Origin of the sequence: Roseivivax sp. THAF197b, assembly GCF_009363255.1 — a bacterium.
Lineage (GTDB): Bacteria > Pseudomonadota > Alphaproteobacteria > Rhodobacterales > Rhodobacteraceae > Roseivivax.
In genome coordinates, this window is record NZ_CP045318.1 from 2966808 (window position 1) to 2985153 (window position 18346).

Genomic DNA, 18346 nt, shown 5'->3' on the forward strand with positions numbered 1-18346 from the left:
CGCGCTCGGGCTCACTCCGCCGCGACGGCATGAGCTGTTGCGCGGGGCGCGAAATGACGGCGATTGAGGTAGAGAACGAGTGCGATCATCGAAACCTGCGCCGCCACGGCGAGCATCGAAAGCCCCCAATAGGCGGCCCCGAACTGCGCGATCAGACCTGCGCCGACGAGACCCTTGTTGATCCAGAAATGCAGCATCACGCTCAGCGCCACGCCCGGGCAGACCAGCGCATAGGCACCCGCCGAATTGCCCGCCCCGCGAAGGTAGGCATCGGCGTATTTTTGGCGCCGCAGCACCAGCAGACCAAGCGCGAGAAAGACAAGCTGGATGGCAAGGATCGTGGTCGTGAGGATCAGCGTGTCCGCACGCGCGCCATGGGCCTCGAAGGTCGTATGCAACCCGTGCTCCTGCCGCATCGTCATGATGCCGAGCACCGTCAGGATCGGCACCACGACCATCAGCGTCGGCGCGCTTTCCCGGGCGGTTCCGTGATGAAGCATCGAATTGAACGCGGTGATCGCTGCGACCAGCGCGTAAAGCGCCGCGATCGCGCCCACCATCACCGACAGGATCAACGAGATGCCGACGGTCAGGGCATTGCCGCTCATCGCGGCAGGCGCGGACAGGCCGACGGCGATCATCGACAGGGCAAAGGCGGGCAGGAGCTGCGCGAAGGAATTGTGCGCGGTGACCTCGAAGACGCCGCCCTCGCTCAGCACGCGCACGAGAAAATCGCCGATCCTGCGGAAGGCGAGATAGCCGATCAGCGCAAATGCGATCAGCGCCAGAGGAAACAGGTATTCGATGACGCTCCAGAGCCCGGGCACGAAGACCAGCCCGAGGATGAACCCGACATTGACGCTCATGGCGAGGGCCAAGGGCATCGCCAGAAGCTGTGTCTCACCGTTCGACTGCAAGAGATCGCTGTAGGCGTCGGTCTTTTGGAAGTCGGACAGCCGGGCCAGGTTCCATACCAGCAGCTTGATATTGAGGACGGCGAAGCCCGAAATCCCGGTGACAGCGGCGGCAATGGCCATTTTCAGCGGCCATGCGCCCTGCGTGAAGGCGGACAGGATGTCTTCGAAGATCGGCACGGGCTGGCCGGGATGCGGCACCCAGAACATCAGAAACATGAAGAAGGTCACGGCGAGCCCGCCTGCGCCGAGCGAGGCGAGAAAATAGAGCGGCGACCAGGTATCGGCGGGTCTTTGATGGGACGGTGTCATGGCGGGGCTCCTTAAGTGTTGAGCCATCCATGACATGAGAGATGTGAGACCAACGGTGACTTGGTCACCAAGCCGCGCCGAAAGGCGCGCTCCGCGTCGACACGGCTGCGACTTGGATCAGGACAAGGCGGATTTGGGGGATGCGGTTCAAAGTGGCCGCGCGCGCTGGGTCAAATCAAATGCTATTGGAACGGACGAAAAACGCCACGACCCCTGCGCATCGTCACTGTCTCACCGAAACCCCGCATGTCCCTGCACCCGAGCACAAGCGCTCCGATGTCAGCGGCTCAATGCGTCCAGGCCGCCCGGCGCGTGTAGGAGAAGTTCTCCGCATAGCCCTTGGGGCGCACATTGTGCTTGCGGCGCTTGGGCTCGAAGACCTGCGCGTCGATGCCGTGATCCTTGGCATATTCCACCGCGGCTTCTTTGGTGTCGAAGCGGATCTTCACCTGCGCCTGCGTGTCCGACGACGAGGTCCAGCCCATCAACGGGTCGACGGAACGCGGTGTTTCGGGGACGAATTCCAGCACCCATTGCCTGGTCTTGGCAAAGCCGGAAGACATGGCCGTCTTGGCGGGCTGATAGATACGTGCGCGCATGAGGACCCCCGTTTGGTGTGCAGGCCGCTTATCGTCAAATTCCCGCGCCTTGGCAAGGCGGCGGGCAATTTACCGCAGCACACGGCCCGGCCACGGATTCGTGACAACATGTCGCAGGAAAGGGCGTACACTGGACGGACATGAACCCGGACCCGGAGGCTGGCATGAAAGCACTGGCAAGCGCCGCACTCGTTGCGATGACCGCGACGATGGCTGAGGCCCAGGAGGGTGAGAAGATCACCATCGAGGGCGAGATCATCGACACCTGGTGCTATTTCTCGGGCGTCATGGGCGGGCCGGAGGCGGTCGTGGGCTCTGCGCATCACACCTGCGCGCTCTGGTGCTCGGCGGGCGGCATCCCGGTGGGCCTGCTCGCGCCCGACGGCACCGTCTACATGGTTCTGAAGCTGCCCGGCACGGATCAGCTCGCAGGCGGCGATACGGCCCTGACGCTGGCCTCCCACAATGTGCGCGCCGAGGGGCTGCATTACGCCCGCGACGGGCTGAATTACATCATGGTCGAAACCGTGCTGTCGGACATGGATATCACCAATCTCAATCACGAGGATTACGGCGTCGTGCCGGGCTTCGCGATCCCCGATGATGCGTTGGAGAACTGAGATGGCCCGTGTAATACCCGCACTCGCCCTTGCCGCCTGCACCGCCCTGCCTGCCGCAGCACAGGATTTCTCCGAAGGGTCGGAGGCCAATGAATGGGGCCTCTGGGGCGAGCAAAAGGCCCGGTTTGAAGCCCGCGTCGTGGACCCGATCTGCGTGCTCTCCAGTCAATGCGACGATGCCTGCGCACCGGGTCGGCAATCCGCCCTTTTGCGCAGCGCCGATGACGCGCTGATCATGCCGCTGAAGAACAACCAGCCGATCTTCACGGGCGCGGCCGCCGATTTGGCCCCGTTCTGCGGCCAGCAGGTCGAGGTGGACGGGCTGATGATCGAGAACCCGGAAAACGGCGCCACGCATGTCTATCAGGTCCAGCGCATCCGCGCCCTGCCGGATGGCGAATGGGCGGTGGCGAACCGCTTCACCGATGATTGGGCCGATGCACATCCCGACGCGGCGGGCGACGGGCCATGGTTCCGGCGCGATCCGCGCATCAATGCCGAGATCGCGACGGAGGGCTATCTGGGCCTCGGTGTTGCGCAAGAGGAAGCCTTCCTCAAAGACTGGCTCGGCATCGAATGAAGGGGGCTGCGTGGCTTCTGGCGCTGTGCCTCGCCGCGGGCGGCGCTGGAGCGGAGACGCCTGCCCCCGCGGGCCTTCCCTTTCCCATCGCGCTCGGCGGGCCTTTCACGCTGACCGACCAATCGGGCGCGCCCCGCACCGAAGCCGCACCCGAGGCCGATCTGCAACTGCTCTTCTTTGGCTATGCCAATTGCCGCTCGATCTGCGCGGTAGCGCTTCCCACGATGGCGGCGGCAACGGATATGCTGGTGGAACAGGGCTTTGAGGCCCGCCCGGTCATGATCACCGTCGATCCCGATCACGACACGGTCGCGACCATTGGCCCGCCGCTGCACAACCACCACCCGGATTTCGAGGGCCTGACCGGCATGCCTGCGGAATTGCAACCGGTCTATGACCTCTTCGCGGTGGAGCATGAGGTGCTCTTCACCGAACCGTCGGGCCAGCCCGTCTATGCCCATGGCAGCCATATCTACCTGCTCGACGGGACGGGCGCATTCCTGACACTGGTGCCGCCCATCCTCGGACCGGAGCGGATCGCGGAGATCGCCGCACGCTACGTCGTGCGCTGATCCGGCCGCCGGGCGCCCCGCCCTCTTGAAACCGCATCAATCGGGCGCAAGTGTGCATCTGGAAGGATGCTGCCCGATGCACAACAACAATCCCGAACAGATGCCAGCGCTGCTGCACGCGCCCGCACCCCATGTCGCCGAGCGCGAAAAGCTCGAAGGCGGCAAGCGCTTCGTGATGCATACCGAGTACAGCGCGGCGGGCGACCAGCCCAATGCCATCGTCGAGATCTCCGAGGCGGTCAATGCGGGCGAACGCGATCAGGTGCTGCTGGGCGCCACCGGCACCGGCAAGACCTTCACCATGGCCCGCGTGATCGAGGAGACGCAGCGCCCCGCGATCATCCTTGCGCCCAACAAGACGCTGGCGGCGCAGCTTTACGGTGAGTTCAAGCAGTTCTTCCCGGAGAACGCGGTCGAATATTTCGTCTCGTATTACGATTATTACCAGCCCGAGGCCTACGTGCCGCGCTCGGACACGTATATCGAGAAGGAATCCCAGATCAACGAACAGATCGACCGGATGCGCCACTCCGCGACGCGCGCGCTGCTGGAGCGTGACGACGTGATCATCGTGGCCTCGGTCAGCTGCATCTACGGTATCGGCTCGGTCGAAACCTACGGCGCGATGACGCTCGATCTCTTCACCGGCAAGGAATATGACCAGCGCGCGGTGATGGCCGATCTCGTGGCGCAGCAATACCGCCGCAACGATCAGGCCTTCCAGCGCGGCTCGTTCCGGGTGCGGGGCGACGTGCTTGAGGTGTGGCCCGCGCACCTCGAAGACCGCGCCTGGCGCTTTTCCTTCTTTGGCGAGGAGCTGGAGGCGATCACCGAATTCGATCCCCTGACCGGCACCAAGACCGGCAGCTTCGACCGCATCCGCATCTACGCCAATTCGCACTACGTGACGCCGCGCCCGACGATGAAACAGGCCGTGGTCGAGATCAAGAAAGAGCTGCGCATGCGGCTCGATCAGCTCGTGGCAGAGGGCAAGCTGCTGGAAGCCCAGCGGCTCGAACAGCGCACGAATTTCGACATCGAGATGCTGGAGGCGACAGGCGTCTGCAACGGCATCGAAAACTATTCGCGCTACCTGACGGGCCGCGCGCCGGGCGAGCCGCCGCCGACGCTCTTCGAGTTCATCCCCGACAACGCCATCGTCTTCGCGGACGAAAGCCACGTATCTGTTCCGCAGATCGGCGGCATGTACAAAGGCGACTACCGGCGCAAGTTCACGCTGGCCGAGCATGGCTTTCGCCTGCCGTCCTGCATGGACAACCGCCCTCTGAAGTTCGAGGAATGGGACGCCATGCGCCCGCAATCGGTCTTCGTTTCCGCCACCCCCGCCGCGTGGGAGCTGGACCAGACGGGCGGCGTCTTCACCGAACAGATCATCCGGCCCACCGGGCTGCTCGATCCGCAGGTGGAAATCCGGCCCGTGGAGACGCAGGTGGACGACCTTCTGGATGAGATCCGCCAGGTCGCGCAGAACGGCTACCGCGTGCTCTGCACCGTGCTGACCAAGCGCATGGCCGAGGATCTGACCGAATACCTGCACGAACAGGGCATTCGCGTGCGCTACATGCATTCCGACATCGACACGATCGAACGGATCGAGATCCTGCGCGATCTGCGCTTGGGCGCCTTCGACGTGCTGATCGGCATCAACCTCCTGCGCGAGGGTCTCGACATTCCCGAATGCGGGCTCGTGGCCATTCTCGACGCCGACAAGGAAGGTTTCCTGCGCTCCGAGACCTCGCTCATCCAGACCATCGGCCGGGCGGCGCGGAACGCCGAGGGCCGCGTGATAATGTATGCCGACCGCATGACCGGCTCGATGGAGCGCGCCATCGGCGAGACCAACCGCCGCCGCGAAAAGCAGATCGCCTATAACGAGGAACACGGCATCACGCCCGCGACGATCAAGAAGAACGTCGATGACATCCTCGCGGGGCTTTATCAGGGCGATGTGGACATGAACCGCGTGACCGCGCAGATCGACCCGAAAAGCCAGGGCTCGAACCTGCAGGCGGTGCTGGACGGTCTGCGCGAGGACATGCGCAAGGCTGCCGAGAACCTCGAATTCGAAGAGGCCGCGCGGCTCCGCGACGAGGTCAAGCGCCTCGAAGCGGTGGATCTTGCCGTGGCCGACGACCCCATGGCGCGCCAGCAGGCGGTCGAGAAGGCCTCGGAAGAGGCGACAAGGCGTTCCGGCCGCTCCACCGCCGGACGCGGCGGCATGCGCGGGGGCAATGTGCAGCGGCGCAAGAAACGGTAGGCGCGCGGGCGCCTACCTGCGGATCATCTGCGCAATCGCCAGCACGATCACCGCGCCGATCAGCGCCACGGCGAGGATGACCAGAATGCCCCCGGCGGCCAGGATTCCGATCCCGAGCGCGGCCAGCAGGAACGGCAGCGCCACCGCGCCCGCCACGCCCAGCACCATGTAAAGCAGCCGGTCCCGGCCCGCGATCACCCCGGCGATGAAACCCGCCAAGAGGCCGGTCAGGATCAGCAGGGTCAGCGACACCGCGCCCAGCACATCGAGAAACGCTTCCATGGATACCTCCTGCGAACAGCGTGCTATTCGCGGCCGAGCTTACGCGCCCCGGTGCCACGCGCAACAGCGCATGACAGCCCTCGGGGCGATGGCCCGCGCGGTCAGGATCCGCCCGCGACCGTCAGACCCAGCAACCGCCAGCCCTGCATGCCCCAACGGTAATAGCTGATCTTTTCCGCCGGGAAGCCCGCCTCGATGATCCGGCCGATGGCTGTGGGCGATTGTCCGCACCAGGGCCCATTGCAGAACAGCACGATCTCGCCCACGTCGGGGCCACATTCATAGCCTTCGAAATCGGGCTCACAGCCCAGCTCGTGCAGCCGGTCGGCCATTTCGGTGTAGGGCATCGAGATCGACCCCGGGATCGTGCCGGTTTCCCAATCGGGCCGCACACGGCTGTCGATCACCGTGACCTCCGGGTCCTGCAGCGCCTCCAGTAATTCGAGCTCGCCGATCGTGGTCACCCCCGGGGCGGCCTGCATCGGCTGGATGCAGAAATTGGGACAAGGCCGCGAGGTGCGCGCGAAAGCGCCGGTCAGCACGTTGTCCACGTCCTGAATGCGCGAAATCTCGACCGGGCCCTGCCCCGTCTCGACCGTGACCGCGCTGAGTTCGGGCGTGATATTCACCGCCTCCTCGGCCTGTGCCGCGGCTCCGATCCCCAGACAGGCGAAAATCCCCGCATAATTCATGATATTTTTTAACATATTGCCTCCCTTTCCCTTGTTGCACCGCCTTTCGGCCGTGTCCGGCTGCGGTTTCGTTCGGAACCAACCAGCCCAGCTTTCGTTAATGTGATAATAAGTTATGCATTTAGGAGTTGAACAATGGAATACGGACTTCTCGGCCTCATCATCCTGGTCCTCGACATCTACGCGATCTACCAGACGCTGACCTCCGGCGCCTCGACGCTGGCCAAACTGCTCTGGACCCTCGCGATCATCATCCTGCCGGTTCTGGGCTTCATCGCCTGGCTCGTCGCGGGTCCGCGCGGCGGCTCCGTCCGGGTCTGAACCGACGACACCCCGCGCGGCCTCGAGGCGGCGCGAATGCCAAACCGGGGCGCGTTTGGGGCGCGCCCCGGCCCAGTTTGCGGATCAGCGGATAACATGCACCCCGCAAGGGGCATGCCGCACCACCCGACCCGCGGTCGAGCCCAGGAACCAATCGCTCATATCCGGCTTGTGCGACCGCACGATCACCAGATCAGCGCCCAGATCCTTGATTTTGTCCAAGATCAGCGTCGGCGCATGGCCATGCACCACCTCGAGCGTGACATCTCCCTCGTCCTTCAGCGCCTCTTTCAGCGCTTCTTCGGCCTCGTCCTGCGCCTGTTCGAAGATGACAGCAGGCACTTCGGCGGCGATGTAAAGCGGCACGGCTTCGATCACCGACACCACAGTGATTTTCGCACCCTCCGCCGCCAGTGCGCGGGCGACTTTCAACTGTTCGCTCAGCCGCTCGGGATGATCCGGGGCTACGGGGATCAGGACATTCTTGTACATGGGAAATCCTCCTTGTTTTCCGAGGATTGCCACGTCGCCCGAGGATCCGCTTTGATCTGGATCACCCGCAGAAAAAATCGGTGACAATACCCGCATCATCGGTTCGGACGTTCAGCCGGTCGGTGCGGTAATCCATCGTCATCAGGCTGCCCGGCGCCAGGACGCGCACAGGGCCTGCATGGTCCAGCTCGAGGCTGTCTGCTGGCTGACCGATAAAGGCCGCGTGGCGATCCGCGTCGCAATCCTGCGGCATTCCGGGAAGGTCACCGCTTGCGGGCGCGTCCGTCTCGGAACAGGCCGCAAACATGACAAACAAGGACAGGATAAACGCAGGACGCATCAGGGCCTCTTTCGATCACAGCACGACAAGTCTATCGTGGCTTCAGCATCCTGGCCAGCACCGGCCACCCATCTGGACTATTCGCCATGCGTCTGTCGATCCCGCTTTGCCTGACCGCCTGCCTGGGCCTCGCCGCCTGTCTCAGCCCGCTTGAGCGCTGCGTCGAACAGGCCAATCGCAGCCTCTGGGCCGCGGAGGCGGAGTTGCGCGAGACCGAAGCGACCCTGGCCCGAGGGTTCGCGCTGGAGAGTGTCGAAAGCTCCGTGCCCTTCTACACGACCTGTTATGACGAAGGGCTCGGACAGCGCGTGCCCTGCTTCGAGGATGTCACCAGCACCCGCACCGTCCGCGTCCCCGTCAATCTCGACGAGGTGCGCCGCCGCCGGGACGATCTGCGCCGCGAGATCGCGGAACTGCGCCCCGCCGCCGAAGCCGCCGCCCAAACCTGTCGCGCCACGATCCCCGCCGACACTTGACGCGAGAGGCGCCTTGTCCTCCCGGCAACAGAAGAGGCGCGCGTCGGACCTGCCCCTTTACCGCGCCGCCGCCCGCCCGGTAGCCTTTCCGCAAAACCCCGAAAAGTGAGCCCGGATGAGAATTGCCGCCCTGACGATGGTCTATCGCGACCACTGGTATCTGCGCCAATGGCTTCGGCATTACGATGCGCAGATCGGACGCGAGAACTGCGTGATCCTCAGCCATGGGGACGAGCCCGAAATCCGCGCCATCGCCGAGGGCGCGCAGATCATTCCCTATCCCCGCACGGATCTGGAGAATTTCGACGATGTGCGCTGGCACGAGTTGAACACCCGGCAGGCCGAGCTGCATGACAGCTACGATTGCGTCATCACCGGCGATGTGGACGAGCTGATCTTCGGCTCGGACGTGGACCGTCCGCTGGCTGACATGCTCGCGCAGTGGCGGACGCGGCCTTGCGTTTTCGCGGCGGGCTTCGATCTGGTGGAGCATCCCGATCTCGACGCGCCGTTTGACGACAGCCGCCCCGTCTGGGCCCAGCGGCAATACGGGCTGTGGGCGTCGGGCTATTCCAAGCCCGCCGTGACATTTGAGCCGGTCTTCTACCGCCCGGGCGGGCATCGCGCGCTCGACGTGCCCTATTACCTCGCGCCGGGTCTGCACCTCGCGCATCTGCATTACGCCGACAGCCGCCAGTTGAAGGCGCGCCGTGCGATCCAATCGGAGGTGGCGGCGCATTGGCCCGACCGCGCGCGCTTTACCAATCATTGGAAAGAGGGGGTGGAGCGCGACGTCTCCCTGACGCCCGAAGGCGATGAGATCCCGAGCTACGAGGAAAGCTACATCGCCTTCCATGACCTGGTGCGCGAAGGCTTTCGCGGCCGGGGGCGTGGCGTGGGCGCGCCGCGCATGCAGGAGCGCCTGCCCTTCCGCCTGCCCGCGACCTTCGCCCGGATCGCAACGGCCATGGAGACGCAGACCTCCGACGAGAGCGATGCGGCGGGCGGGGATGACGCGCGCGCAGCCGGGTCTCTCTCCGCAAGCTCGGTCACGGCAGGCTGACCGACGAACAGCGTCCGCGCGATCATCGCCGCCATTTGCGGCGACGCGCATCCGTTATGGCCAATCCCTGCCACGGCCCCGGAACTGATCCTTCCGAAGCCTGCTCTGCCCAAAACAGGAAAAGGCGCGGGACTTCCCTCCCGCGCCTTCCCGCACCCCGGCGGATAATCGTCTTGGGGCCGCCCGCCGGGGCGTGCCCGATCAGGCGTCGATATTCGCCCGGTCGCCCAGCGTGACGGTCACATCCGTCTCCTCGCCGCGGCGCAGATAGGTGATTTCAACCTCGGCGCCGGGGCGCAGCGTGGCGATGGCGCGGGTCAGATCGCGCGGGGTTTCGACACCCTCGCCGTTCACCGACAGCACGATATCGCCCTTGCGGAACCCGGCCGCTTCGGCGGGCGTGTCCGCGGTGACGTCTTCGATCATCACGCCGGTGCCCTCGTCAAAGCCCAGCGCCATGGCGACGTCTTCACTGACGGGCGCGATCCGCACGCCGAGCCAGCCGCGCTCCACCGTGCCGTCATCGGCGAGGTCCTCGACGATGGCCGAGGCCAGTTCGGACGGCACCGAGAAGCCGATGCCCACCGAGCCGCCCGTGGGCGAGATGATCGCGGTGTTCACGCCAATAACCTGGCCCTGCTCATTGAAGAGCGGCCCGCCGGAATTGCCCCGGTTGATCGCGGCATCGGTCTGGATGAAATCGTCGAAGGGACCTGCATTGATGTTGCGGCCCAGCGCCGAGACGATGCCAGTGGTCACGGTGGTGCCCAGCCCGAACGGGTTGCCGATGGCGATGACGTTCTGACCGACCTGAAGCGTGGTGCTGTCGCCGAAGGACACGGCCGTCAGACCCTCTGCGTCGATATCGAGCACGGCAAGGTCCGTGGCGGGATCCGATCCGACGATCTCCGCGGTGAATTCGCGGCCATCCTCGAAGGTTACGGTGACCTCATCGGCGCCGTCGATCACATGAGCGTTGGTCACGATGCGTCCATCCTCGGAAATGACGAAGCCCGTGCCCGCGCCCTTCATCTCGCCGCCCGGACCACCGCGCTGACCGGGCATGCCCGGCATCGGCATGCCGAAGCGCTTCTGGAATTCCTCCATGAAGTCGCGCTGGTCCTGCGGGATCTCGGCGGAGGCGGTCTGCGCGCGTTGCGTGACCTCGATGGTGACGACGGCGGGGGTCAGTTCGGCCACGAGGTCGACATAGTCGGTGCCCATGCTGGGCGCGGCATGGGCCGGTGTGGTCGCGGGCGCGAGGCTCAGCGCGCCGCCGGTGGCGACAAGGGCGGCCAGCGCCACGCCGGTCAGGTATTTTCTGGCGGGTCGATTGGGATGGGTCATGTGTCTTCTCTCTTCGGTGATCCGAATATGTCTGTTTCCGTCCGGGGGCATGCGCGAAGCACCCCGGGCATGGTGGAGAAGATCGACCTCGAAGATTGCAGCCATACAGGCCCTGCGATTACAATTTCGCAAGATATCTCAAACGAGAGGCAAAGACCCTGTAAGGCCGCATCCGGGCCTTGAAACGGGCGCGCAGGCGTCCCTTCTCAAACGGACCGACACTGAGAGCTGCCTTGCGGGTGACACCCATGAAGATACTCGTCATCGAAGACGACACGACCACGGCCGAGTTCATCACCCGTGGCCTGACCGAAGAGGGCCACGCGGTCGATCACCTGACCTCGGGCCGCGAAGCGCTCAGCCTCGCGATGTCCCAGCCTTATGACGTGATCGTCGTCGACCGGATGCTGCCCGATCTCGACGGGCTTTCGCTGGTGAAGGCGTTGCGCTCTGCCAAGGTCACGACGCCCGCGATCTTCCTCACGGCGATGGGCGGGCTCGATGACCGGATTGAAGGGCTGTCCGCGGGAGGCGACGATTACCTCGTGAAACCCTTCGCCTTCGGCGAGCTCTCGGCACGCATCGCGGCCCTCGGTCGCCGCCTGCCGATGTCGGAGGCCGCCGAGACGGTGCTGCGCGCGGGCGATCTGGAGATGGACGTCGTGCGCCGCACGGTGACGCGTGGCGGCCAGCCCCTCGATCTGCTGCCGCGCGAATTTGCCCTGCTGGAGCATCTTTTGCGCCGCAAGGGCCGCGTCCAGACCCGCACCATGCTGCTCGAAGGGGTCTGGAACATCCATTTCGATCCGCAGACCAACGTGGTCGAGACGCATATCTCGCGGCTGCGCGCCAAGGTCGACAAACCCTTCGACCGCGATCTGATCGTCACCGTGCGCGGGGCGGGCTACAAGATCACTGAATGAACACGCCGCGCGCCAGCCTGTCGAATATCATCCGCTCCACCCCGGTGCGGATCGCGCTCTGGCTCGTGCTGGTCTTCGCGGCTGTGAACCTCGTGACGTTGGGCGGTGCCTATGTGACGCTGAAGGCCCAGGCCGAGGCCGAGATCCGCGCCGATCTGACCGCCGAGATCGCGGGCCTCGACATCACTGCCACGCCCAATGCGCTGCGCCGCCTCGTGGAGGTGCGCGCCCGCGCCACCGATCCTCGCGACCGGGTCTACCTGTTTCTGGGCGATGACGGACGCCGCGCGGGCAATGCCGATGCGCGCCTGTCGGACGGCAACGTGATCCTCAGCGCCTCGGATGGTCAGGCGCTGTCCCATACCGGCTATGTGCAGGAGGTCCGGCGGCTGTCGTCCGGCATCCTCGTGATAGCCCAAAGCCTCGAACGGGTGGAGGATCTGCGCCGCACCTTCCTGTGGCTTCTGGCGCTGTCGCTGCTGCCGACCGTGGTGCTGTCGCTGGGGCTTGGCACGCTCATCGCCCGGCGCTCCGCCCGGCGCGTGGCGCGGATCGAAACGACGCTGAGCCGGATTGCGGGCGGCGATCTGACCGCGCGCTACGATCCCGGTGCCTCGGGCGAGGATGACCTCACCCGCATCGGGCGCGGCGTCAATCGCATGGCCGCCCGTCAGGAAGAGGCAACGGAGGCCCTGCGCCAGGTCAGCGCCGATATCGCCCATGATCTGCGCACGCCGTTGCAGCGCATCGCGGTGCTGCTCGACGAGTTGCAGGCCAAGACCGATGAGGACGACCCTCGCGCGCCCCTTGCCGACCGCGCCCGCGCCGAGGCCGACCGCGCCGTGCGCGTCTTCCAGTCGCTTCTGCAAATCGCCCAGATCGAAGGGGCCGGCGCGCGGGCCGATGCCGCCCCGGTGGATCTGACCGAGATCGCGCGCGAAATGGCCGAGCTTTACGAGCCCGTCGCGGAGGAGGCAGGCGTAGCACTCAGCACCGAATTGCCGTCAGGCCCGGTCCCGGTCACCGGCGACCGCGCGCTTCTGGGTCAGGCTTTGGCCAATCTGATCGAGAATGCGCTGCGCCATGGCAACGCCACGCCGATTGTCGTCTCGGTCACCAACGGGGCGGACGGGCCGGCCCTGAGCGTGACCGACAGCGGCCCGGGCATTCCAGAAGCGGAACGCGGCCTCGTGACCCGGCGCCTCTACCGGTTGGAGACGAGCCGGACGACCCCCGGTAATGGCCTCGGCCTCGCACTGGTCACGGCCATCGCGCAGGCCCATCGCGCCGTGCTCGATCTGTCGGATAATCGCCCCGGCCTGCGCGCGAGCCTGCAATTCCCGCGCTGACATAAGCGCCTGCTGTCCGCCGATCAGTGCAGCCCTTGCGGTCCGTTCTTCAGGATGACCGGCACGATCAGCTCTTCCTCGTCATTCAGATGCCGGTCGAGCAGCGCCTCGAAGGAGAGCAGCTCCTCGCGGAAGCGCCCGGTCTCGATCTTGCCCTGCAGGACACCGTTGGCGCTCTCGGCGAAACGGCTCAGCAGCCCGTCCATGTCGTCGTGATCGGCCTCGAGGATATCGAACCCCTTCGTCACCCGCGCATCGAGATCCACGAGCTTCGGGAAATAGTGGTGATCCTCGATCTGGTGATGCCCGTGCAATTCGTTCAGCAACATGCCGCCATACCGGGACAGCCGCTGATTGCGCATCTGCGGATCGAGCTTGCCGTCCATCTCGGCCTCGGAATCTGTCTGCAGCGCCTCGCAGATCTGGCGGAACATGCCATGCCGCCCGAGCCAGAATTCCACGAGGCCGGTGAAATGCGCATGCTCCTGCCAGCCGCTACGCGGGTATTCCTTCACGAGGACGCGCAACGCGTCGGGCAGTCCCGTACGCGTGCCAAGCCGCAGATCATCCGCAATCTTGATGGCCATGGAAGTCCTTTCCGCCGCACTGCAGGGCGACCTGTTCGATGCCCGATCAGACGGGGCCGTAGACCACGCTCCAGCGGCGCAGCAGCGCTTGTTGCAGGCGTTTCGCCCGGCCATTCCACGTGCGTCCACCCGGCGGGCGCTCACGTTCCTCGACCGTCAGTTCTGCCCGGCGCCCCAGATCCGCCGAGAAGATTGCGAAGGCCAGTTCGGTCCCGTCGGGCAGCGTCTGGAAGCCCGCAAGCCCCGAGACGAAGTTCAGCGTACCGGTCTTGGCGCGAATCTCGACGCCCGAATTGGGCAGCGGCGTCCGCGTGTCATCCTGCAGGGGAATGTCCTTGAGGATGGGTTTCAGCGTGCCCCGCGTGCGCAGGCGCACCAGCGCATGGACCATGTCCACAGCCGAGATGCGGCTCGCATCGCCAAGGCCCGAATGATCGACGAAGGCCATGCGGTCCAGAGCCAGCACCTCGCGGCCCCAGCGGTTCATTTCCTCGGCCGAGGCGGCAAGGCTTTCGGGCACTGCCCCGGTCCGCGCCGCCGTGGCCGACAGGCCCACGACTTCGGCCGTGATGTTGGTCGAATAAAGGAGCATGTCCTCCAGGATTTCGCGCAGAACGTCGCTTTCGATCCGGCTGACCTCGGTGGTTGCCTCCGGAAGCGCGTCCACCTTTTCGGGCGCTTTCAGGCGGATGCCTTGCGCGCCGGCCATGGTCTGAAAGACCTCGCCCGCGTAAAGCTCGGGCTGGCGCACCGGCAGCCAGCGCGCGCCGCCATTGCCCAGCGCGGATTTCGCCACGGTCCAGTCGTCGCGGCCTTCCGCCTCGCGGTAGGTGTAGATCGGACCGCGCCGGGCCACGACCACCATGCGCGCCATCGACACTTCGGGCCGGTACTTCGCCGAGCGGCCATCAAGCGTGACGCTGTAATCGGAGCCCGCCCTGCGCCATTCGAAATGCACGCGGTTGAAATTGAGGTTCAGGCCCGAGATTGCCGGGTTGTAGCCCACATGGTCGGGCTGCTGCGCGTCGACCTCGTCCAGTCGCGGCAACGCACCGCCCCAGACAAGGAACCGCCCGCGCACTTCGCGCAGGCCCGCCGCCTTCATCGCCGCGGCGAGATCCGCCAGCCGGTCGGTATCGAGCGTCGGATCGCCCCCGCCCGCAAGGATCAGATCGCCATCGAGAATGCCGTCATCGGAAACCTCGCCCGTCGCCAGAAGCCGCGTGGCGAAGCGATGCTCGGGCCCCAGAGCCTCAAGCGCATAGGCCGCCGTCAGCGCCTTCGCCACACTCGCGGGCGGCAGGTTCAGCATGCCCGCATGGTCTTCGAGGATCTCGTCCGACGCCACATGCGCCACCGCCACCGAAGTGGCCCCCTGAAGCCCCGATTCCAACACCAGCGTCTGCACGGTCGGGATGGACTTGATCAGCAGATCGGGCGCACGCGCCAAGGGACGCAGCGAGGCCTCCGGCGCCGCGGCCAGCGCAGGGCCGGCAGCGAGCGCCGCCGCCATTCCGGTCAGAAGCCGTCTTCGGGAAATCATCGATGTCATGGCCCTGAGTTAATACGCCTGCCTTGGGCAGAACAAGGACGGGAGCGGGGCTTTTCCGCGCCCCAAAGCTGAGATAGCGCGAATATCATTTGGACCAGCCGGTCCCGGCCCGGCGCGACCCGCCGCAGCGCTACCTGCCCGCCCGTTCGGCGCGCAGCGCGGTTGAGCTCAGCGGACTCATCGGCATGTTCAGAAAGCACCAGGCAGGCGCATGGGCGCCGGGCAGCGCCCGCGCGGCATGTGCGGGAAGACGCGCAGCGTGCAGCGCACGGGCGGCGGGCGAATTGAGCGCGGCCATCCGCGATCCGGGTCGCGCCAGAACGCCCATCGGAACAGTGCCCGCAATCTCGCGCCAGCGGTCCCAGCGATGAAACTGCGCGAGGTTGTCGGCCCCCATCAGCCATGTGAACGCCACGCGCGGGAAAAGCCCCTGCAGGGCGGCCAGCGTGTCGGCCGTGTAGCGCGTGCCAAGCCGCGCCTCGATATCCGACACGAGGATCCGCGGATGGGCGATCAGGGCGCGCGCGGCCTGCACCCTGTCCGCCAAGGGCGCGGGGCCGTTGGCCTTGAGCGGATTTCCAGGCGAGACGAGCCAGATCAGCCGGTCAAGGCCGAAGCGCTTCATGGCCTCGCGGCTCAGATGCACATGCCCCGCATGGGGCGGATCGAAGGACCCGCCCAGCAACCCGATCCGCGCATGATCGGGCAAGGACAAGCCAAAGCCGCTGCGTTCAATGCTCATGGGCGGTGTGAAACACCGGATCGGGGCGAAAGGCAATCATGCCGCGTGCTCATCCTCGGGCCGGACCCGATCACCCAGGGCCACGCGGCCCGGCTCCAGCACCTCGGCGCACCAGCCGCCATGGCCCCGGACCGCGGCATATCCCCCGTGGCCCAAAGCCGCTTCCATCCGTGAGCACGGTGCGCAGATCACCGTGGGGCGCAAGAGCGCGGTGCCTATCCGGAGCGGGCGCTCCTTCAGCCCCGCGAGGTTCAGCCCCGCCACGACGATGTTGCGGCGCAGGATCTCGGGCGGGATGTCGTCGCGCCCGAGATAGGCGGCAATCGCGGGCAGGTGTTCGGCCTGCAGGAGCGTTACTGCCCGCTTGCCCGCGCGGCCGTGATCGCCCAGAAGGCCCGCGGCGTCGATCCGGGCCTCCGGCACCGCCACGATGCCTTCGCGCCGGGCAGGCCTCAGCCCAAGCCACAGGATGCGTCCCGGCTGTGCCACCCGTGCGATCATCTCCGCCAGTGTCGTCATGCCCGCCTCCCGCGCGCGGGGTCGCATCGCGCCCCTTCCAGTACCCCGCCAAATCCCGTAGAGAGCCGCCAATACGTCACATGCGCGAACAAGGGGGGCCGGACATGGCAGCCTATCAATACGTCTACCATATGGATGGCGTCTCCAAGACCTATCCGGGTGGCAAGACCTGTTTCGAGAACATCAAGCTCAACTTCCTGCCCGGCGTGAAGATCGGCGTCGTCGGCGTCAACGGCGCGGGTAAGTCCACGCTGCTGAAGATCATGGCCGGGATGGACAAGGACTTCCAGGGCGAGGCCTGGGCCGCGGAAGGTGCCAAGGTCGGCTACCTGCCGCAGGAGCCCGAGCTCGACCCCGCGCTCGATGTGCGCGGCAACGTGATGCTGGGCGTGGCCGGGAAGAAGGCCAAGCTCGACCGCTTCAACGAGCTGGCGATGAACTACTCGGACGAGACCGCCGACGAGATGGCGCAGCTGCAGGACGAGATCGATGGCGAGAACCTGTGGGATCTCGACAGTCAGATCGATGTCGCCATGGAGGCGTTGCGCTGCCCCGCTGACAACGCGGATGTCACGACGCTTTCGGGCGGTGAGAAGCGCCGCGTGGCACTCTGCAAGCTGCTGCTGGAAGCGCCCGACATGCTGCTTCTGGACGAACCGACCAACCACCTCGATGCGGAGACGATCGCGTGGTTGCAGCAGCACCTGATCGACTACAAGGGCACGATCCTGATCGTCACCCACGACCGCTACTTCCTCGATTCGATCACCGGCTGGATCCTCGAGCTCGATCGCGGGCGCGGCATTCCCTATGAGGGGAATTACTCCTCCTGGCTGGAGCAGAAGGCCAAGCGGCTCGAGCAGGAGGCCCGCGAGGACAAGGCCAAGCAGCGCACGCTCTCGCGCGAACTGGAATGGATGCGGCAGGGCCAGAAGGCGCGTCAGGCCAAGTCGAAGGCGCGCATCCAGGCCTATGAAGAGATGGCGAGCCAGTCCGAGCGCGAACGCGTCGGCAAGGCGCAGATCGTCATCCCGCATGGCCAGCGCCTGGGCAACAAGGTGATCGAGGTCGCCAATCTTAACAAGGCGATGGGCGACAAGCTTCTGATCGAGGATCTGACCTTCTCGCTGCCGCCGGGCGGCATCGTCGGTGTGATCGGCCCCAACGGCGCGGGCAAGTCCACGCTGTTCAAGATGCTGACCGGCAACGAGGCCCCCGATGGCGGCACGATCGAGTTCGGCGACACGGTGGACCTGTCCTACGTGGATCAAAGCCGCGACGATCTGAACCCGACCGATACGGTCTGGCAGGCGATTTCGGGCGGGGCGGAAGTCATCAAGCTCGGCGATGCGGAGGTGAACAGCCGCAAATATTGCGGTGCGTTCAACTTCAAGGGCGGCGATCAGCAGAAGGTCGTGGGCCAATTGTCGGGTGGTGAGCGCAACCGGGTGCACATGGCGCGGCTTCTGAAGTCCGGCGGCAATGTGCTGCTCCTTGACGAGCCGACCAACGATCTCGACGTGGAGACGCTCCGCGCGCTCGAAGATGCGCTGACGGATTTCGCGGGCTGTGCAGTGGTCATTTCGCACGACCGCTTCTTCCTCGACCGGATCTGCACGCATATCCTGGCCTTCGAGGGCGAGGCCCATGTGGAATGGTTTGAAGGCAATTTCGAGGATTACGAGGAAGACAAGAAGCGTCGCCTCGGGGCCGACGCGCTGGAGCCCAAGCGCATCAAGCACAAGAAATTCGCGCGCTGATCGCCGCGATCCCGAACAGGTCCTCA

Annotated in this window: 21 protein-coding genes; 10 read left to right on the forward strand and 11 right to left on the reverse strand. The window is 65.6% G+C overall.

Features of this window, described 5'->3' with window-relative positions; translation table 11 throughout:
• Nucleotides 1-11: 11 nt before the first annotated feature.
• Complete coding sequence (locus FIV09_RS14345; RefSeq protein ID WP_152450883.1) at nucleotides 12-1226, reverse strand: hypothetical protein; 1215 nt, start codon at nucleotides 1224-1226, stop codon at nucleotides 12-14.
• 287 nt (nucleotides 1227-1513) lie between these two features.
• Nucleotides 1514-1825 (reverse strand): ETC complex I subunit, encoded by a 312-nt coding sequence (locus tag FIV09_RS14350; protein WP_152450885.1) that lies wholly within the window; start codon nucleotides 1823-1825, stop codon nucleotides 1514-1516.
• A 164-nt stretch (nucleotides 1826-1989) separates the two neighbouring features.
• Here FIV09_RS14350 and FIV09_RS14355 point away from each other — a divergent pair, with 164 nt between their 5' ends.
• The 4 genes from FIV09_RS14355 to uvrB all read left to right on the forward strand — a co-directional run bounded on the left by FIV09_RS14355 (nucleotide 1990) and on the right by uvrB (nucleotide 5875).
• Nucleotides 1990-2445, forward strand: coding sequence for a hypothetical protein (locus FIV09_RS14355; RefSeq protein WP_152450887.1), 456 nt, complete (start codon nucleotides 1990-1992; stop codon nucleotides 2443-2445).
• 1 nt (nucleotide 2446) lies between these two features.
• Nucleotides 2447-3025: a hypothetical protein gene (locus FIV09_RS14360; protein ID WP_152450889.1), complete on the forward strand. Its 579-nt coding sequence runs from the start codon at nucleotides 2447-2449 to the stop codon at nucleotides 3023-3025.
• Entirely contained in the window at nucleotides 3022-3597 is a 576-nt protein-coding gene (locus FIV09_RS14365) for an SCO family protein (protein ID WP_152450891.1), read from the forward strand. Before FIV09_RS14360 ends, FIV09_RS14365 begins: the two co-directional genes overlap by 4 nt.
• A 76-nt stretch (nucleotides 3598-3673) precedes the next feature.
• Nucleotides 3674-5875, forward strand: a complete 2202-nt coding sequence (gene uvrB, locus FIV09_RS14370) for an excinuclease ABC subunit UvrB (RefSeq protein ID WP_152450893.1) — start codon at nucleotides 3674-3676, stop codon at nucleotides 5873-5875.
• 12 nt (nucleotides 5876-5887) lie between these two features.
• On the opposite strand, the gene FIV09_RS14375 is transcribed toward uvrB, so the two are convergent.
• Together FIV09_RS14375 and FIV09_RS14380 are read right to left on the reverse strand one after the other, a co-directional pair.
• The gene (locus FIV09_RS14375; RefSeq protein ID WP_152450895.1) at nucleotides 5888-6157 is read right to left on the reverse strand and encodes a GlsB/YeaQ/YmgE family stress response membrane protein; all 270 of its coding nucleotides are present in this window, start codon (nucleotides 6155-6157) and stop codon (nucleotides 5888-5890) included.
• A 101-nt stretch (nucleotides 6158-6258) separates the two neighbouring features.
• On the reverse strand, nucleotides 6259-6864 hold the full coding sequence (locus tag FIV09_RS14380) for a rhodanese-like domain-containing protein (RefSeq protein ID WP_254702237.1): 606 nt from the start codon (nucleotides 6862-6864) through the stop codon (nucleotides 6259-6261).
• Nucleotides 6865-6984: 120 nt separating this feature from the next.
• On the opposite strand from FIV09_RS14380, the gene FIV09_RS14385 reads away from it, so the two are divergent.
• Nucleotides 6985-7170 carry a PLD nuclease N-terminal domain-containing protein gene (locus tag FIV09_RS14385; protein ID WP_152450897.1) on the forward strand — a complete coding sequence of 62 codons (186 nt, stop codon included), beginning with the start codon at nucleotides 6985-6987 and terminating at the stop codon, nucleotides 7168-7170.
• An 84-nt stretch (nucleotides 7171-7254) separates the two neighbouring features.
• On the opposite strand, the gene FIV09_RS14390 is transcribed toward FIV09_RS14385, so the two are convergent.
• Nucleotides 7255-7662 (reverse strand): universal stress protein, encoded by a 408-nt coding sequence (locus FIV09_RS14390; protein ID WP_172975742.1) that lies wholly within the window; start codon nucleotides 7660-7662, stop codon nucleotides 7255-7257.
• 61 nt (nucleotides 7663-7723) lie between these two features.
• Entirely contained in the window at nucleotides 7724-8002 is a 279-nt protein-coding gene (locus tag FIV09_RS14395; RefSeq protein WP_152450901.1) for an I78 family peptidase inhibitor, read from the reverse strand.
• An 86-nt stretch (nucleotides 8003-8088) separates the two neighbouring features.
• Here FIV09_RS14395 and FIV09_RS14400 point away from each other — a divergent pair, with 86 nt between their 5' ends.
• Both FIV09_RS14400 and FIV09_RS14405 read left to right on the forward strand, forming a co-directional pair.
• Entirely contained in the window at nucleotides 8089-8478 is a 390-nt protein-coding gene (locus tag FIV09_RS14400) for a hypothetical protein (RefSeq protein ID WP_152450903.1), read from the forward strand.
• Between the two features lie 115 nt (nucleotides 8479-8593).
• On the forward strand, nucleotides 8594-9541 hold the full coding sequence (locus FIV09_RS14405; RefSeq protein WP_152450905.1) for a glycosyltransferase family 2 protein: 948 nt from the start codon (nucleotides 8594-8596) through the stop codon (nucleotides 9539-9541).
• Between the two features lie 201 nt (nucleotides 9542-9742).
• On the opposite strand, the gene FIV09_RS14410 is transcribed toward FIV09_RS14405, so the two are convergent.
• Nucleotides 9743-10888, reverse strand: a complete 1146-nt coding sequence (locus FIV09_RS14410; RefSeq protein WP_152450907.1) for a S1C family serine protease — start codon at nucleotides 10886-10888, stop codon at nucleotides 9743-9745.
• A 248-nt stretch (nucleotides 10889-11136) separates the two neighbouring features.
• Between FIV09_RS14410 and FIV09_RS14415 the strand changes: the two genes are divergently transcribed.
• Both FIV09_RS14415 and FIV09_RS14420 read left to right on the forward strand, forming a co-directional pair.
• Nucleotides 11137-11811: a response regulator transcription factor gene (locus FIV09_RS14415; RefSeq protein WP_152450909.1), complete on the forward strand. Its 675-nt coding sequence runs from the start codon at nucleotides 11137-11139 to the stop codon at nucleotides 11809-11811.
• Nucleotides 11808-13160, forward strand: a complete 1353-nt coding sequence (locus FIV09_RS14420) for a HAMP domain-containing sensor histidine kinase (protein WP_152450911.1) — start codon at nucleotides 11808-11810, stop codon at nucleotides 13158-13160. The genes FIV09_RS14415 and FIV09_RS14420 overlap by 4 nt, the downstream gene beginning before the upstream one ends.
• A 23-nt stretch (nucleotides 13161-13183) precedes the next feature.
• On the opposite strand, the gene FIV09_RS14425 is transcribed toward FIV09_RS14420, so the two are convergent.
• From FIV09_RS14425 to FIV09_RS14440, 4 genes are all read right to left on the reverse strand, one after another.
• The gene (locus FIV09_RS14425; RefSeq protein WP_152450913.1) at nucleotides 13184-13747 is read right to left on the reverse strand and encodes a hemerythrin domain-containing protein; all 564 of its coding nucleotides are present in this window, start codon (nucleotides 13745-13747) and stop codon (nucleotides 13184-13186) included.
• A 46-nt stretch (nucleotides 13748-13793) separates the two neighbouring features.
• On the reverse strand, nucleotides 13794-15290 hold the full coding sequence (dacB, locus tag FIV09_RS14430) for a D-alanyl-D-alanine carboxypeptidase/D-alanyl-D-alanine-endopeptidase (RefSeq protein ID WP_371417708.1): 1497 nt from the start codon (nucleotides 15288-15290) through the stop codon (nucleotides 13794-13796).
• Between the two features lie 139 nt (nucleotides 15291-15429).
• Nucleotides 15430-16041 carry a nicotinate-nucleotide adenylyltransferase gene (locus FIV09_RS14435; protein WP_152450916.1) on the reverse strand — a complete coding sequence of 204 codons (612 nt, stop codon included), beginning with the start codon at nucleotides 16039-16041 and terminating at the stop codon, nucleotides 15430-15432.
• A 36-nt stretch (nucleotides 16042-16077) separates the two neighbouring features.
• Entirely contained in the window at nucleotides 16078-16560 is a 483-nt protein-coding gene (locus FIV09_RS14440; RefSeq protein WP_152450917.1) for an MOSC domain-containing protein, read from the reverse strand.
• Between the two features lie 104 nt (nucleotides 16561-16664).
• Here FIV09_RS14440 and ettA point away from each other — a divergent pair, with 104 nt between their 5' ends.
• Nucleotides 16665-18320: an energy-dependent translational throttle protein EttA gene (ettA, locus tag FIV09_RS14445; RefSeq protein ID WP_152450919.1), complete on the forward strand. Its 1656-nt coding sequence runs from the start codon at nucleotides 16665-16667 to the stop codon at nucleotides 18318-18320.
• Nucleotides 18321-18346: the final 26 nt, after the last annotated feature.